At 67.9% G+C, this 15,938-nt stretch carries 12 protein-coding genes; 9 read left to right on the forward strand and 3 right to left on the reverse strand.

Annotated features, from left to right (window positions below; all coding sequences use genetic code 11):
• Window positions 1–66 precede the first annotated feature (66 nt).
• Window positions 67–3,669, forward strand: coding sequence for a hypothetical protein (locus AC6I0Y_RS04315; RefSeq protein ID WP_497733278.1), 3,603 nt, complete (start codon window positions 67–69; stop codon window positions 3,667–3,669).
• A gap of 90 nt (window positions 3,670–3,759) precedes the next feature.
• Here the strand turns inward: AC6I0Y_RS04315 and AC6I0Y_RS04320 are convergent, their stop codons facing one another.
• A complete protein-coding gene (locus AC6I0Y_RS04320) occupies window positions 3,760–4,707 on the reverse strand; it encodes a DMT family transporter (protein WP_497733279.1) in 948 nt (315 codons plus the stop codon).
• Between the two features lie 3 nt (window positions 4,708–4,710).
• Window positions 4,711–6,507, reverse strand: coding sequence for a phosphotransferase (locus tag AC6I0Y_RS04325; protein WP_497733280.1), 1,797 nt, complete (start codon window positions 6,505–6,507; stop codon window positions 4,711–4,713).
• A gap of 250 nt (window positions 6,508–6,757) precedes the next feature.
• On the opposite strand from AC6I0Y_RS04325, the gene AC6I0Y_RS04330 reads away from it, so the two are divergent.
• Window positions 6,758–8,287: a cell wall-binding repeat-containing protein gene (locus AC6I0Y_RS04330; protein WP_160707604.1), complete on the forward strand. Its 1,530-nt coding sequence runs from the start codon at window positions 6,758–6,760 to the stop codon at window positions 8,285–8,287.
• A 65-nt stretch (window positions 8,288–8,352) separates the two neighbouring features.
• Here the strand turns inward: AC6I0Y_RS04330 and AC6I0Y_RS04335 are convergent, their stop codons facing one another.
• Window positions 8,353–8,727, reverse strand: coding sequence for an Hpt domain-containing protein (locus tag AC6I0Y_RS04335; protein WP_497733282.1), 375 nt, complete (start codon window positions 8,725–8,727; stop codon window positions 8,353–8,355).
• 361 nt (window positions 8,728–9,088) lie between these two features.
• Here AC6I0Y_RS04335 and AC6I0Y_RS04340 point away from each other — a divergent pair, with 361 nt between their 5' ends.
• The 7 genes from AC6I0Y_RS04340 to AC6I0Y_RS04370 all read left to right on the forward strand — a co-directional run bounded on the left by AC6I0Y_RS04340 (window position 9,089) and on the right by AC6I0Y_RS04370 (window position 15,539).
• The gene (locus AC6I0Y_RS04340; RefSeq protein ID WP_160707606.1) at window positions 9,089–9,763 is read left to right on the forward strand and encodes a flavin reductase; all 675 of its coding nucleotides are present in this window, start codon (window positions 9,089–9,091) and stop codon (window positions 9,761–9,763) included.
• A 185-nt stretch (window positions 9,764–9,948) separates the two neighbouring features.
• Window positions 9,949–10,629 carry an FAD-dependent thymidylate synthase gene (gene thyX / locus AC6I0Y_RS04345; RefSeq protein ID WP_497733284.1) on the forward strand — a complete coding sequence of 227 codons (681 nt, stop codon included), beginning with the start codon at window positions 9,949–9,951 and terminating at the stop codon, window positions 10,627–10,629.
• Between the two features lie 11 nt (window positions 10,630–10,640).
• Window positions 10,641–11,930, forward strand: coding sequence for a DUF1385 domain-containing protein (locus AC6I0Y_RS04350; protein WP_497733286.1), 1,290 nt, complete (start codon window positions 10,641–10,643; stop codon window positions 11,928–11,930).
• Between the two features lie 130 nt (window positions 11,931–12,060).
• Window positions 12,061–12,792 (forward strand): amino acid ABC transporter ATP-binding protein, encoded by a 732-nt coding sequence (locus tag AC6I0Y_RS04355; RefSeq protein ID WP_160707612.1) that lies wholly within the window; start codon window positions 12,061–12,063, stop codon window positions 12,790–12,792.
• 10 nt (window positions 12,793–12,802) lie between these two features.
• Window positions 12,803–13,738, forward strand: a complete 936-nt coding sequence (locus AC6I0Y_RS04360) for a transporter substrate-binding domain-containing protein (RefSeq protein WP_370520232.1) — start codon at window positions 12,803–12,805, stop codon at window positions 13,736–13,738.
• Window positions 13,738–14,886 carry an amino acid ABC transporter permease gene (locus AC6I0Y_RS04365; RefSeq protein WP_497733289.1) on the forward strand — a complete coding sequence of 383 codons (1,149 nt, stop codon included), beginning with the start codon at window positions 13,738–13,740 and terminating at the stop codon, window positions 14,884–14,886. Before AC6I0Y_RS04360 ends, AC6I0Y_RS04365 begins: the two co-directional genes overlap by 1 nt.
• Entirely contained in the window at window positions 14,883–15,539 is a 657-nt protein-coding gene (locus AC6I0Y_RS04370; protein ID WP_497733291.1) for an amino acid ABC transporter permease, read from the forward strand. Before AC6I0Y_RS04365 ends, AC6I0Y_RS04370 begins: the two co-directional genes overlap by 4 nt.
• Window positions 15,540–15,938 lie beyond the last annotated feature (399 nt).

The raw sequence follows: 15,938 nt of genomic DNA on the forward strand, positions 1-15,938 counted from the left end.
TGGCGAGGGGGCAATCCGTTGTATAATGCCGGGAGCTGATCCCCCGAGCACCACGGAGGTCGAACGATGACCCGTCATGTTTCCAGCGCGCGTCGCCCGCGCGCTGCCTCGAGCCGTCGCCTGACCCGCGCGCTCGCTGCTCTTTGCGCTGTCTGCGCCCTCGCGCTTCCCCTTGCCGCCTTCGCGACTTCTCCCGCCTATGATCCCGCCGGCATCAAAGATGCCAACCGCTACCAGCTCGTCTTGGTGGTGCGCTTCGCCGGCGACACCATCGGCGATGGCGATACGGGGCTGAACCGGCCCGGATACAGCGCGAACACCGAGTGGAGCTACCAGTTCGGCACCACCCTCAACGGGGTGCCTGCCGGCACGGCGGCGAGCCCCACGCTCTACAGCTATCTCAAGGAGGTGTCGGGCGGCAAGGTGCGCCTGAGGTCGGTGACCCCTCAGGCTGATGAGGCGACGGGACGCGTCGCCTACCTCACCTTGCCCAATTCCCGCGCCTATTACGAGAAGTTCGGCTCAGGCGGCTCTGAGGTGCTCGCGGCCGATGCCGTGGCCGCATTCAACGCCACCTACAAAACCTTTGACGTCGGTGTTCTCGATGGCGATGGCGATGGCACCGCTGACAACCTGCTCGTGATTCCCGAGGTGGGCAACGACGCGCCCAAGGACGGAGCGAGCCCGCTGTGGCCTCGTCGTTCCGACATCGGCTCGGAGACCTACCTGGTAGGCGGCGGTAGCCGGGTGCGTGCGGTGGGCTTTACGTTGGTGGACACCTCCCACCTCCAGGGTGCCGGCACCGTCATCCATGAGACGATCCATGCCTTCGGCGCCAAGGACCTCTACCGGGCCGGAAGTTTCGTTGAGAGTGCGGGCGGCAAGCCCGTCGGCGTGTGGGACATCATGGCCCAGCACGGCGGCTCCAAGCTCATGCGGCCGCTCGTCATCACTCTCCAGGACTGCGGCTGGGCCTCTCTCGGGGAAGTGAGCGCGGGCACCCACACGCTTTACGCGCCTGGCTCGGGCAAGCCTCAGGCGGTCATGTTCAAGTCTCCGCTCTCAGATTCCGAGTATTTCGTCGCGGAGTTCCGCAAGGCGAACACGAACATCGGCGACTTATCTGCCCTTGACACCTCCGATGGCACGCCGAGCACCATCGGCGGCTCGGGCCTGATCGTGTACCGGGTGAACCCGCCGCATAAGGAGACGGGCAACGGCAACAAGGGCGATAAGGACTACGTCTACGTGTTCCGCCCCGGTGAGACCACGGCGAACGACGGCGTGCGCGGCGACGGCGCGGGGGACGTGCGCAACGCGCAGCTGAGCGCATCAGGCCGCAAGAGCCTCGGCACCGCTGAGATGGACAAGGGGCTCGCAGACGGGGCCATCACCTACTCGAGCGGCCAGAACTCGGGGATCGTCGTGACGGTGAAGAGCCAGGCCGCCGATTCGATCACCTTCGAGGTGGCCTATCCCGACTACGATGCATCGGGCATCTGGCAGATGGTGACGAACGCCGATGGCTCCAACCCGCTGCCGACCTCGGGCATCATCGGGGCGCGCGTCACCTCCGACGGCTCCAAGGCCTATGTGCTCACCTCCGCGGGGACGGCGAGTAGCTTCACGACCCGGGTCTTCACCTACGACGGCGCGAGCTGGGCGAGCCTGGGCGTGATCGCCCAAGGCCCTGACGCCTACGGCCTTTGCGTCCTGAACGGCACGCCCTACGTGCTGCTTTCCGACCATAGCAATCTGATCGTGAAGGCCTATGGAAGCGGCGTCTGGCGCGAGGTCGCCCGCGTGGCGGCGCCGAGCAACACCCCTGCCATCGGCGTTGCGGGCGGCAAGGTCTACGTTTTCGCCGATTTTCCTGATGGCCAGTCGCGTCTCTACGCCCTTGAGGGATCAACCCTGCGCGAGCAGGCCGGGGGCGCTCCTTGCGGTCACCCGACGAATCCCGTCATAGCCGAGGTGGCCGGCAAGCCGACCGTGATCTGCGGGAACTTCGCCAGGAATGAAGCCACCTCGCAGAAAACCGGCGCCTGGACGCACGAGGGCGGCACGTGGACCCTCAAGACCCTGTGGGATTTGTCTGCCACCTCGGTGAGCGCGGCGGTGAGCGGATCGGCCACCTACGCGCTCCTCGCGAACCAGGACGGCGCCACCGCGGTGATGTCGCTTGTCGCGGGCAGCGGCAGCAAGACGACGAACCTGGGTGATGCGCTTCCCAAGACCATGACCGCCTCGCTCGCCGCGCGCGGTGGCGTGCTCTACGCTGCCGTGACGGAGCGCGGCGCCTTCAATCCGGTGCGGGTCTACCATGCCCCGGCGGCCGACTGCTCGCGCTGGACGCCGCTCGGCGCGAGCGTAGCCGCCAACGCCTCCGGATCCGACGTCGCGCTGCTTGACGACAAGGTGTACTGCGCCGCCTACGACTCGGTCAGCGGCACGGTATCGCTGCGCCGCTACCAGGCGCCCGACGTGTCCGGGCCCACCGCCATCAGCATCGCCTCGGCTGCGGTGACCGGCGTGACGAGCAAGACCTATGACGGCACGGCCAAGACGCAGAACATCGCGGTGACCGTGAGCGGCGTGAAGCTCGTCCAGGGCGCTGATTACACGGTGTCCTACGCCAGCAACGTGAACGCCGGAACGGCCACGATGACCCTCACGGGCAAGGGGCGTTACACGGGCAAGAAGACGGTGCCCTTCACCATCAACCGCGCCAATCTCAAGGCGGCCTCCATCGCCGCCATCCCCAACCAGACGTACACCGGTGCCGCTCTCAGGCCCGTGCCGACGGTGACGCTCGGCGGCAAGCGGGTCGATCCGGCCAACTACGCGGTGTCTTATGCCAACAACGTCAAGGCGGGCACGGCCACCGTGACCGTGACGGCCCGAAGCGCCAACTACCAGGGGTCTCGCTCCGCCTCGTTCAAGATCGTGGCACCTGCTCCGCCCAAGCCCGATAAGCCGACTACCCCGACGACGCCCACCACCCCCACTACGCCGCCGAAGCCGACGACGCCCACTACGCCGCCAGCGCCCAGCGAGCCGCAGATGCCCGCGTGTGCGCCGGGGTGGCAGAACGTGGGCGGCACGTGGTATTACGGCACGCCGGCCGGTGTGCGAGCCACGGGCTGGGTGGCTGTTGGCGGTACCTGGTACTACCTTGACCCCGCCACGGGCGCCATGCGCACTGGCTGGGTGAACGACCGCGGCACGTGGTACTTCCTCCACGGATCCGGCGCCATGGCCACTGGCTGGCTCAACCTGGGCGGCACCTGGTACTGGCTTGAGGGTTCTGGCGCCATGGCCACGGGCTGGCGCTGGGTCGGCGGCGCGTGGTACTACCTGCACGGCAGCGGCGCCATGGCCGTGGGCTGGGCTAACGTGGGCGGAACCTGGTACTACCTCCATGGATCTGGCGCCATGGCCACGGGCTGGCTGCGCACCGGCGGCGCCTGGTACTACCTCCATGGCTCAGGCGCCATGGCTACCGGGTGGCTCAATCTGGGCGGCACGTGGTACTACCTGTACGGCTCAGGCGCGATGGCCGCCAGCACGTGGGTGGGGGACTACTACCTCACCGGCAGCGGCGCCATGGCCACCAACACCTGGATCGGCCCCTGGCGCGTAGGCGCCGACGGCCGCTGGATCCGCTAGCCCGGCGCGCCTTCGCGATACGTCACCAAGTGAAGAGGGTCCCCGGCTGCCGCCGGGGCCCCTCGTGTGTCTTGCGACCGTGGTGGGATGTTACGCTCGGGCCTTGGCCGGGCGGCTGAACAGCTCGTTCCAATCGCTCGCCGACAGGATGGTGCCGCAGAGGATGGCCACGCAGCAGGCCACCTCCACGGGCCCCGGGATGGCGCCCAGCAGGATCACGCCGAACACCACGGCCCACGCCGAGTAGGAGATGTTGAGCGCCATGCCCTTGGCGGCGCCGATGACCGAGATGCCCTTGTAGTAGAACAGGTACGACACCGCGCCTGCCAGGCCGGCCAGGGCCACCACGCCGGTGGCCAGCGAGGGGATTACCGTGAGCGTCCATGCCCAGGCGCCGAACAGGGGCAGCACCACCACGCAGTACACAAGCGCCGAGGTGGTCTCGCGAATCTGCAGGGCCGTCTCGTTGTCCACGGCATCATCGCGCATGCCCCAGGCGCACAGCACCGCCTCCGAGCCCCAGCCGATGACGCAGGCCGCGGCTCCGATGAGACCGAGCACCGGGTCGCCGCTCACGGTAGTGTCGGCGGAAAGGTAGCCCATGGTGACAATGCCGGCCAGAGCCACCATGAGGGCGATCACCTGCTTCCAGGTCATCCTCTCCTTGAGCAGCAGCACGGCCATCACCGTGCCGAAGGCGGGGTAGAACGACGAGATGATGGCCGTATAGCCGGCGCCGATGTTGTTGATGGCCGTCACGTAGCCGGTCATGCCGATGGGGCCTCCCAGGAGCGCGCCGAGCATGACCACCTTGCCGCTGCGGGTCTTGAGCGCGGCGAGGGTGTCTCCCAGGCGCCCGCGCACCGCCATGTAGAAGAACAGCCATAGGGCGCAGAACACATCGTGGAGGGCTGAGCTCACGATGGCGGCCAGGGCCAGCGCCTCGACGGTGTCGATGTAGGGGGCCATCGTGAGCGCGATGCCCAGGATCACCGTGTCGAGGGCCCAGAGGATGCCGCTCGTCAGTCCGTACTTCATAGGTTACTCCTCGCTGATCATGGCCTCGGTGTCATACCACCGCAGGACCTTGTCCATGTACTTGCGCGCGTAGTTGTAATAGATGTAGAGCCACTCGCCCACGAAGTCCCCCTCGGCCTCCTTCACGAGCGACCAGAGGTACCAGCACCAGCCGGCCAGGGCCACGAAGGCGAAGTTGTGGCGCATCTCCTCGAAGGTTGGCTCGCGGCCGAAGTAGTGCCGCAGGGCCGCGAGCGCCTCGGCCTCGTCGAGCTCGCAGCATACGGTGAAGGTGCCGAAGTCGTTGGCGTAGTCGCCCATGCCTGCGTACTCCCAGTCGATGAGCGCGAGGCCCCCCTCGGCGTCGAAGAGGAAGTTCAGGTAGAAGAAGTCGTTGTGGGTGAGGCAGCGCGGGGCCCCGTCGGCGGCGGCGTGCTCGCGCAGGCGGCGGGCCTTGGCGAGCATCTCCTCATAGCCGGGCACGTCCACCGGCCCGCGCTCGCGCAGGAGCGCGTCGTAGCGCAGCCCCTCCTCGAAGAAGTCGAAGGAGCGTTTCACCGCCACGTCCCAGCTGTGAACCTCCCGCGCCACGGCCATAGCGCGCGCCAGCTGGGCGTCGTCGTGGGGATCGAGCTGGCGCGCATCGGGAATGAAGCGCGATATCTTCCAGCCCTTCTCCGGATCCTCGTGGATGAAGGTGTCATCGACGCCCATCTCCTTGGCCAGCTTGAGCGCGGCCACTTCGGCCGAGCGATCGATGAGCTGCTCGGTGCCCACGCCGGGGTGGCGGTAGACGAACTCTCCGCCGTCGGTGCGGAAGTGGCAGGAGAGGTTGGTGAGTCCCTGCTTGAGCGGGTAGACGTCGCGGATCTCGGCCTTCGTGCAGCCGAGCACGTCCACGATGTTGTCAAACACCTCGGAGTCCACGTTCTCCAGGAACAGCGGGTCGAACTCACGCAGCTCGTCGAGGGAGTCGAACTCGTGGATGACGCCGGGCGCGAAGCGGCGCACGGCCATGTCGAGCTCGCGGATGTGGTCGACGTAGAGCTCCTCCCACAGCTTGTCGGAGGTCTGGGGCAGATCGTACTCCGCCTCGAGGATCTCGACGAAGCGGCGTGAGAAGGCGCGATCGAAGTAGACGTGGCCAATCATGTACCACGCGTCAGCCCCGCCGACGGTGACGCCCTTGATGCGATCGCCCGCCCCGATCTCCAGGCACCACTCCTTAGTGGGGCCCTCCTGGTAGGCCGCCGAGTAGCAGGCCTTCCACTGATAGGGCTCGAAGGGGTTCTCGGTGAAGTAGTCGTCCGACGAGCAGATGTAGGTGCTGCCGAGCCGATCGCGCACGGCCATGAGCGAGGAGTTGTTGTTGCGCGAGGCGTACTCCTCGTTGACTACGATGCTCACCCCGTATTTGTCCTCCAGGTAGAAGAAGTACTCCTTCTTATACCCGACGATGACGGTGATGGCGTCGATGCCCGCCTCGCGCAGCTGCTCGATCTGCCGCTCGATGAGCACCTCGCCGCGCACGCGCAGAAGCCCCTTGGGCTTCTCGTAGGAGATGGGGGCGAAGCGGGTGGACATGCCCGCGGCCATGATGACGGCGTTCTCCACCCGGTAGGGGGCGAGCGCGGCGCGTCCGGCATCGGTGGGGGAGCCCTCCGCGGTGAGGCCGGACGCCTCGAGCGCCTTGGCCGCCGCGTTGACCGTCCCCACGGATAGCCCCGTGCGACGTGCCAGCTCACGCTGGGATGCTCCTGGTTCGCGCTCAAGCGCGGCCAGGACGGCGAACTCGTTCTTCTGAAGCTCCCTCTCGGCCATGGGCCTCGTTTCCTCCTTCTGCATGCGTCTGAGCAATGCGTGTTCAATATTTGAAATCAATTTCGTCAGTATAGAGCGATCTGTTCAAAAACAAAATGGGATTTATAAAAATGAACAATTTGAGCCGAGGAAAGGCCTTGGGCCGATGATAGGGGCGCCCTTTCGAGGAGGTAGGGTGTCTTTCGCGGTATCATGGGGCAGAGAGCTTTTTCGCGATGCCGCGCCGTGGCGCGGGGACGGAGGAGGACGTATGAAGACAAGACGGCTTTGGGGCCTGCTGCTGACGGCGTTGCTCGCGTTCGGGCTATGCCCTGCGCTGGCCTTCGCTGACGAGGCGCAGCCGGCAGCCGGCGAAGCTGGGGCTGCGACGGCCGCCGACGACGCGGCCGGCGATGCGGGCAAGGACGAGGGCGACAAGGACGGCGAGGGCGAGGAGAAGCCCAAACCCGAGCCCGTGTCCCTGGCCGGTGCGACGCTCAGCCTCGCGGGTGGTACGACATTCGAGTACACCGGCCACGCCATCGTGCCGGCTGTCACGGTCAAGGTGGACGATCGTACGCTCGCGAAGGACGTGGACTACCGCGTCGACTACGCCTCCAACCTCCTGCCCGGCACGGGCGTGGTGAGCGTGGTGGGCGTGGGCGACTACGATGGCATCAAGACGGTCACCTTCACCATCAAGCGTAGCGCCGGCAACGAGGTGGCGCTGCCCGGCTCATGGGTTAAGAACGCCCGCGGCTGGTGGTACAAGAACAGCGATGGCACCTACCCCGTCTCCTGCTGGCGGGTCGTGGATGGCGCGCGCTACTGGTTCGACGCGAGCGGCTACATGGCCACCGGCTGGCTGTCCCAGGGCGGTAAGTGGTACTTGCTGGCGGGGTCTGGCGCCATGGTGAAGGGCTGGGCCAACGTGGGCGGCACCTGGTACTACCTCGGCGCTAATGCCGACGACGCCAAGACCTACGGCGTCATGGCCACCGGCTGGCTCAAGCTCGCCGAGGGCTGGTATTACCTGGATCCCTCCGGCGCCATGGCGTCTGGCGGGTGGAAGAACCTGGGCGGTGCGTGGTATTACCTGGGCAAGTCGGGCCTCATGGCCACCGGCTGGGTGAAGGATGCCGGCAAATGGTACTACCTCAAGGACTCCGGCGCCATGGCCACGGGGTGGGCCAAGGACGGCAGCACGTGGTACTACCTAGAGGGATCGGGCGCCATGGCCACGGGCTGGAAGGCCGTGGGCGGTACGTGGTACTACCTTTATCCCACGGGCGCCATGGCCACCGGCTGGGTTAATCCGGGCGGCACGTGGTACTACCTCAAGGACTCCGGCGCCATGGCCACGGGCTGGCTCAAGCTGGACAAGACGTCCTACTACCTGGAGCCTTCGGGCGCCATGGCCACGGGCTGGAAGAACATCGGCGGCAAATGGTACTATCTCCAGGCCTCGGGGGCGCGGGTCGAGAACGCCTGGATCGGCAACTACTTCCTGACTGCCGACGGAACCATGGCCGTGAGCCGTTGGATCGACGACTACTGGGTAGGCGCCGATGGCAAGTGGGTTCCCAAGCACGGCACGGCGGGCGCTGGCTCCTCGACGAACACCGGCTCGGGGGATGTGGGCTCCACCAAGACTGTCTGGTGGTCGGACAAAGACCACGTTGTCTACCACCTGGACAAGGGCTGCCAGAGCCTCACCGGCGCCACGGGCCTCAAGAGCGGGGCGGCAGCTGATGCGCAGGCCGCCGGTAAGACGCGCCCCTGCAGCCTCTGCAGCCGCTAGGATGACGAAGGCCCCCGGAGAGTCAACTCTCCGGGGGCCTTCCTGGTAGCTGGGGGTCGTGATGCCTACAGCGTCCCGTCCCGCAGGGCCTCGAGGCCCTCGACGGCTTTCTTGTGGGCCTCCTTCACCTGGGGGAGGTGCTTCTCGGCGGCCTCGTACTCGCCGGCGTGCAGGGCGTCGGACTCATAGGTGGCGGCCTCGTAGAGGGTGCGCAGGGAGAGGTTGCCGGCGACGCCCTTCAGGCTGTGCGCCTGGTTGTACGCGTCATCGAAGTCCTTCACCTCAAGGGCGGCCACGAGCCCGGCGAAGTGGGTGTCGCCCAGGTACTTGAGCGCCAGGCGCTCGAAGAGGGCCTCGTTGCCCTCGAAGCGCTCCATGGCATCCACGTAATCGATCCCGTAGGGGGCGAGCTTGTCGGCCAGCGTCGCTGTCATCGTCATCACAATCCTTTCCCGTGATGGTGCCCAACAGCGAATGCTCCTCGCGAAGGGCGCCATGCGCGTCACCGGGAGGCGACTGCGCATCGGCTCGTAGAACTTTGATCACAGTGTAATTATGACGGCCGCCCTTGCCGCATCATGGCGGACAGCCGTTACCTTTTTGACGCATTCGGCGAGCGATGCGCCTGGAGGAGGCATGCGCGGCGCCGGGCCGGGTTGCGCGCGGGAAACGAAACGGCGACGCTTTTTCCGCTCGATGGCCTGCACGGCATCACCCCGGCTTGCCTGCCGTGGTACCCTGCTTCCTGGCGGGCGGCGACAGGGCCCCCGCGCGACTACGACCAGACCGAAAGGGGCCTCCATGATAGACAAGTCGGCGTTCAACGCCCTGAGCTACGGGCTCTACCTCATCACCTCGCGGGAGGGCGAGCGCAAGGTGGGCTGCGTGGCCAATACGTTCCAGCAGGTAACCGCCACGCCGCCGCGGGTCTCGGTGGCCCTGAACAAGGAGAATGCCACCGCCCAGGCCGTCCGGGAGACGGGCCGTTTCGCCGCCACGGTGCTCGGGCAGGGGGCCACGATGGACCTCATCGGCGCCTTCGGGTTCCGCTCGAGCCGCGAGTTCGACAAGTTCGCTACCTGCGCGCACGAGCTGGATGCGGCTGAGATCCCCTACGTCACCTCCCAGGGCGTCGCGCGGTTCTCCGTGCGCGTGGAGCAGGTGATCGACGTGGGCACGCACCTGCTGTTCGTCGGCGAGGTGGAGGAGGCCGCGTGCTTGGCGGACGCCGAGCCCATGACGTACGCCTACTACCATACCGTGCTGCGCGGCAAGACTCCTCCTAAGGCCTCGTCCTACCAGGGCGACGCCGCGCCCGCCGAGGCGGCCCCCGCCGAGCCCGCGGCCGAGCGCTGGGGCTGGCAGTGCACCCTCTGCGGCTACATCGAGGAGGGCTACCCCGACGGGCTGCCCGAGGACTACGCCTGCCCCATCTGCGGCGTCGGCCGCGAGATGTTCGAGCGCGTGCGCCTCTAGCTCCCTGCGCCGGCGCGCGCGGGAGCGCTCCCGCGTCTGCGGGCTGCATCCTCGGGGCCGCCCCGGATGCGGCCCGCCGTGTTTTTTCGGCGGCTTGCCCGCGCGGCTCCGCCGTCGCAGCGCGCGCCCGATATACTTTCGGAGGACGAACGGCCGCCTGCGCGGCCCCTCTCGAAAGGAACCCCATGCACGTCGAGCTTCTCTACCACACCCCCGACCCCGAGCGCGCCATCGCCACGGCGGCGCGCCTGTGCTACGCGCCCGTCGGCGCCGCTGAGCTCATGGAGACCATGCCCCCCGAGCGCGTGGAGAGCGTGCTCACGACTATCATGGGCTCGGGTCACTTCTCCACCCTCGAGCACGCGAGCTACACCTTCGCCATCGACGGCGTGTCGCGTGCGCTCACCCATCAGCTCGTGCGCCATCGCATCGCCAGCTTCAACCAGCAGTCCCAACGCTACGTCAAGTTCACGAGCGGCCTGGAAACGGTCAAGCCCGGCTCAGTGGCCGACGACCCGGAGGCCAGCCGCGTGTTCGACGAGGCCATCGAGGCCGCCATCGCCGCCTACGAGCGCCTGCTCGAGGCCGGCATTCCCGCCGAGGACGCCCGCTACCTGCTGCCCAACGCCGCCGAGACGAAGATCGTCGTCACCATGAACGTGCGCGAGCTGCTGCACTTCTTCGAGCTGCGCTGCTGCAACCGCGCCCAGTGGGAGATCCGCGAGCTGGCGCACCGCATGCTGGAGCTCGCGCGCCCCACGGCCCCCTTCATCTTCGGGGACGCCGGCGCCCCCTGCGTCCACGGGGCCTGCCCTGAGGGCAAGATGACCTGCGGAAACCCCTATCCCCGCGTGACGCGCGGCTAGCGGGCGGTCTCATGGGGAAGGGAGGCGACCTCTCGCGCGCGTTCGCGGAGGACGGCGCGCGCAAGACCCATGTGGGCGGCCAGGCCCTCATCGAGGGCATCATGATGCGCGGCCGCTACAACTGGGCCGTGGCCGTGCGCGAGCCCGACGGCGGCATCTACGTGGAGGAGCACGACCTGGCGAGCGGTGCCGAGAGCAACGGCTGGATGTACTGGCCGCTCGTGCGCGGCTGCCGCGCCCTCGTCGAGTCGCTCATGCTCGGCTACAAGGCCCTTGAGATAGCGGCGCTCCACGCCTTCGGCGACGAGGAGGGCGCCTCTCGGGCGGCCGAGGAGGCCGTGGCGCTGGAGGATCACGCCGAGGCCGAGGCGGTGGCCGACGTGGCGTCCGCCGAGCATCCCGCGGATGCGCCCGCTGGCTCGCGCCAGCCCGGCGCCGACGGGGCAGGCCGTTTCTCGTGGGGTCGGGACTTCGGCCGGCCCGAGGTGATGGTGGACGCCCTGGGCGCCCAGCGTGTGCTCGAGGTGGTCGAGGGCGCGCCGGAGCCTGCCGCGCCGGAGTCTGCCGCGCCCGCCGCGCCCGCCGACTCCGAGGACTCCTTCGGCAAGCGCGAGATGGCGGTGGCCATGGGCCTGGGGCTCGTGTTGGGCGTGGTGCTGTTCATCGTGGCGCCGGCCTTCATCACCAACCTCATCGTGGGCGAGTACGATCAGCACACGGTGCTCTGGAACGTCGTCGACGGGCTCCTGCGCGTGGCCGTGTTCGTCTTCTACCTGTGGCTCATCGGGCGCATGGAGGACATCCGCCGCATGTTCATGTACCACGGCGCCGAGCACAAGACCATCCACTGCTACGAGCACGAGCTGCCCCTCACGCCTGAGAACGCGCGCTCCTTCCCGCGGCTCCACGTGCGCTGCGGCACGGCCTTCCTCATCATGGTGATGGTCATCGCCATCTTTGTGTACACTATCTTCCCCGTGAACGCGCTCATCGATGCGTGGGGCGTGCCGGACGGCGCGCCGAAGCTCGCGCTCGTGGTGGTCGTGCGCATCCTGCTCATGCCCGCCATCGCCGGCATCTCCTACGAGATCACGGTGAAGTGGGCCGGCTCCCATCCGGACAACCCGCTGGTCAAGGTGATCCTTTGGCCGGGCATGCAGATGCAGTACCTCACCACCAACGAGCCGGACGACGAGCAACTGGCCTGCGCCATCGCTGCCATGGAGCGGGTGCTCATCCGCGAGGAGGCCGAGGCGGCCCGGGCGGCGTCGGGCGCGTCCGCCGGCCCCTCGGCGTCCTGACGGCGAGGGGGGCGCTGCGGGCGTCCGCCAACCGTCGAGGTCCTGTTTACCCCGCGAAATCAACGGCGCCGGCCGCGGCGCTACCATGTCACGAGGCTATCGGTTGAGGAGCAGATAGGAGCGTGGCAGCGTGGATCCCCTCATCTCCGTCCGGGACATCCGCAAGAACTTCGGCAAGGTCGAGGCGCTCAAGGGCGTTTCGCTCGACGTGGACGAGGGCGAGAAGGTCGTCATCATCGGGCCGTCCGGCTCGGGCAAGAGCGTCCTCATCCGCTGCATCAACGCGCTTGAGCGACCTGACTCGGGTGACATCATCGTGGACGGCATGGATCTCATGGCGCGCAAGGTGGACACGCGCAAGCTCGCGAGCGAGGTGGCCATGGTGTTCCAGGGCTACAACCTCTACCCTCACAAGACGGTGCTCGAGAACGTCACCTTCGCCCCGGAGAAGGTGCTCAAGGTGCCCAAGGCCCAGGCCGAGGAGGCTGCCGTGGCCTACCTGGAGCGCGTGGGGCTCGCGTCTAAACTCGACAAGTACCCCGACCAGCTCTCCGGCGGCCAGCAGCAGCGCGTGGCCATCGCCCGCGCCCTCAACATGCACCCCAAGATCATGCTGCTCGACGAGCCGACGAGCGCGCTTGACCCCGAGATGGTCAACGAGGTGCTCGACGTCATCAAGTCGCTCGCGGAGACCAACATGACCATCGTCATGGTCACCCACGAGATGGGCCTGGCCCGCGACGCCGCCGACAAGGTGGTGTTCATGGAGAACGGCCTGGTGGTGGACGAGGGCACGCCCGACTACATCTTCGGCGAGACGGACAACGCCCGCATCAAGGCGTTCCTCTCGAAGATCCTCTAGGAGGCGTCCCGTGAACGGGCCGATCCGCTCCTCGCTCGCCTCCGCGAACCTCTCCCGGCGCGCCTTCACGCGCCTGTCGGCCGCCCTGGCCGCCACGTGCCTCGTCGGAGGCGCCGGCTCGCTGCTGTCCGGCTGCGCCCCGTCCGGCGACGTGCTGCGCGTGGGCACCAAGATCGACGTCCCCGGCTTCGGCTTCCAGAACCCCGAGACCGGCTCGGTGGAGGGGCTCGAGGTGGACGTGGCCCGCGAGCTCGCCGCCCGCCTCAAGGGCAGCTCCGACGCGCTCGAGGTGACAGGCGTGAACGTGACCACGCGCGGTGCCATGCTCGACAACGGCACCCTCGACGCGACGCTGGCCACCTTCACCATCACCGAGCAGCGCAAGCGCAGCTACGACTTCTCGCGGCCCTACTACATCGACCACATCGGCGTGCTCGTGCGCAAGGACTCGGGCATCACCGACCTGGCCGGGCTCGACGGCAAGACGGTGGGCGTGGCGCTCTCGGCCACCACCAAGGACAAGCTGGGACAGGCCGCGCGCGAGCTGGGCATCACGCTCAAGTTCGCCGAGTACGCCACCTATCCCGAGATCAAGATCGCGCTCGTGGCCGGGCGCGTGGCCGCCTTCTCGGTGGACAGCTCCATCCTCCTGGGCTACCAGGACGCCTCCACGTTCCTGCTGCCCACGCAGTTCGCGCCGCAGGAGTACGGCGTGGCCACGCGCAAGGGCAGCGCGCTGTCGGCCCCCATCGACGAGGCCATCGCCGCCATGGAGGCCGATGGCACCCTGCGCGCGCTCAAGGAGCGCTGGGGGCTGTCGCTTGTGACCGAGGCTGACGTGGAGGCCGAGGAGGCGGCGGGCGGCGCGGGCCTTGGCGCGGGGGATCCGGCCGACGACGCACCCGGCGCCGGCGCCCCCGCGGGCGCGGAAGGGGGCGGGGCGTGATGGGCGAGGTCTTTGCACCCTACAAGTGGGCGGCGCTCGCCGAGCGCTGGCCGGACATCCTGGCGGCCTTCGGCACCACGGTGGGCATCTCCGCGCTCGCGCTCGTCATCGCGCTTGCGCTCGGGTTCGCGTTCGGCGTGCTCTCCGTGTCGCGCCATCGCATCCTGCGCATCGTCACCCGCGTCTACGTCGAGGTGGTGCAGAACATCCCGCTGCTCTTGCAGGTGTTCGTGCTCTACGCGGTGTTTCCGCTCCTCGGCCTGTCGCTCGCGTCGTTCTGGATCGGCGTGCTCGCCATCGGCGTCTACCACGGCGGCTACATCTCCGAGGTGGTGCGCTCCGGCATCGGCTCCATCCATCGCGGGCAGTTCGAGGCGGCGCGCTCCCAGGGCTTCTCGCCCGTTCAGACGATGACGCTCGTCATCCTGCCCCAGGCCATGCGCATCATCCTGCCGCCTTTGGCCGTGCAGGCTGCCAACCTTGTGAAGAACACCTCGGTGCTCGCCCTCATCGCCGGCGGGGAGCTCATGTACTTCTCCAACTCGTTCGCCGGCGACACGAGCTACTACGGACCGGCCTACGTGGCGGCGGCCGTGCTCTACTTCGCCATCTGCTTTCCGCTCTCCCGTGCGGCGGTCTACCTGGAGCATCGGATGCTCGTGCACCGACACGTCGCCACTGGCGACGCCTCCGAGGAGCTGGCGAGCGACCCGGTGGAGGTCACGCCCGGATCCCACGACATCACCGGGCACGCCGCCGCCGAGGCCCTCGCTGGCGGCGTGGGCACCATGATGGAGGGCGCGACGCTGCTCGTGCCGGCCCGCCAGGCGCCCTCGCCGCGCCATCCGCTTCACGCGTGGGATGCGGCAGGGGAGTGCGACGGCTCGGGCGACGCGCCCTTTACTGGCTGCCAGGCTGCCGAGATAGCCGCGGACTTCGGGCTCGAGGCGGCCCAGGAGGCGCTCGCGGCCTCCGACGGCGACCGCATGCGCGCCTGGCAGGCGCTTCACACGCGCGCCGGCCGTCGGCGACTCGGCCACGGTCGCCCCGGCGCGGGCGCGGGTCGCACGATGCCGCACGGCGCCCTGCCGCGCCCCCGCCGCAGGCGCGGACCGGCGCGCGGCAAACGGGGAAGGAGCGGGCGATGAGCGACGTCCTGTCATTGCTCACCTGGGTGAACATCCGCTTCATGCTGGAGGGCCTGGGCCTCACCCTCGTCATATCGGCGCTCTCCATCGCCTGCTCGGTGGCGCTCGGCGCCGTGCTGTCCATCCTGCGCGGCTCGCGCCTGCGGGCACTGCGGGGGCTGTCGATGGCCTACGTCGAGCTCTTCAAGAACACGCCGCTTCTGCTGTGGATCATGTTCACGTTCTTCGTGGCCCAGCTGCCGCCCCTGCCAGCCGCGGTGCTCGCCTTCACCCTGTTCACGAGCGCGTCGGTGGCCGAGATCGTCCGCGGCGGCTTGGCCGGCGTGCCCGTGGGCCAGTACGAGGCCGCGCGGTCCCAGGGATTCTCGGCGCCGCAGATGTACCTCTTCATCATCCTGCCCCAGGCGCTGCGCAACATGGTGCCGGCGCTGCTCTCGCAGTTCGTCACCACCATCAAGGACACGTCGTATCTGTGGGGCGCCATGGCGCTCCAGGAGCTGATGGGCCGCGGCATGATCCTCATGAACAGCTATAACTCCACCACGCAGATCTTCGCGCTGTTCGCCCTCATGGCGCTTATGTACTTCGTGGTGTGCTTCGCGCTGTCCCAGGTCGTGCGCGCCTACCAGCGCCGCCTCCGCGGCGACTGGTAGCGCTTTCTCCTGACTGAGGATCGAAACCTCTGCTTTTGGCGCTTGGCACGCAAATTCGAGCGGTTTTGCACCGGGGTTTGCCGCACGAGGCCCTCTGGAGTGCCGGTCGCGCCTTGTTTTCGACAAAAGCGGCGCTGTTTAGCTCATCCGGGCGCGCCCTTGGGTGCAAAACCGCTCGAATTTGCGAAGCGGATGCCAAAAGCGAAGGTTCTCCGCGTTCTCCTTCGTGCTCACCCCGGTCATGCTCGCGCGTTTTTGTGCTTTTTCGGCCTGTGCGGCAAAATCGTGTATCCTATGGCTCGCGTCGCGCCGGCCCTTCGCCGCGCGGCCGCCGAAGGCGCTCCGGCGCCCCATCCCCGCACACGTAAAACAAATGAAGTGGGGCAACCGTGTGAACGA

The sequence above is a fragment of the Adlercreutzia sp. St.1H8 genome (assembly GCF_059728655.1).

Bases quoted from the DNA above. Each gene is read 5' to 3' on its own strand.
- AC6I0Y_RS04350 (WP_497733286.1), top strand. From the start codon at position 10,641: ATGGGGAAGGGAGGCGACCTCTCGCGCGCGTTCGCGGAGGACGGCGCG.
- AC6I0Y_RS04340 (WP_160707606.1), top strand. From the start codon at position 9,089: ATGATAGACAAGTCGGCGTTCAACGCCCTGAGCTACGGGCTCTACCTC.
- AC6I0Y_RS04325 (WP_497733280.1), bottom strand. From the start codon at position 6,507: ATGGCCGAGAGGGAGCTTCAGAAGAACGAGTTCGCCGTCCTGGCCGCG.
- AC6I0Y_RS04365 (WP_497733289.1), top strand. From the start codon at position 13,738: ATGGGCGAGGTCTTTGCACCCTACAAGTGGGCGGCGCTCGCCGAGCGC.
- thyX (WP_497733284.1), top strand. From the start codon at position 9,949: ATGCACGTCGAGCTTCTCTACCACACCCCCGACCCCGAGCGCGCCATC.
- AC6I0Y_RS04335 (WP_497733282.1), bottom strand. From the start codon at position 8,727: ATGACGATGACAGCGACGCTGGCCGACAAGCTCGCCCCCTACGGGATC.
- AC6I0Y_RS04315 (WP_497733278.1), top strand. From the start codon at position 67: ATGACCCGTCATGTTTCCAGCGCGCGTCGCCCGCGCGCTGCCTCGAGC.
- AC6I0Y_RS04330 (WP_160707604.1), top strand. From the start codon at position 6,758: ATGAAGACAAGACGGCTTTGGGGCCTGCTGCTGACGGCGTTGCTCGCG.
- AC6I0Y_RS04370 (WP_497733291.1), top strand. From the start codon at position 14,883: ATGAGCGACGTCCTGTCATTGCTCACCTGGGTGAACATCCGCTTCATG.
- AC6I0Y_RS04320 (WP_497733279.1), bottom strand. From the start codon at position 4,707: ATGAAGTACGGACTGACGAGCGGCATCCTCTGGGCCCTCGACACGGTG.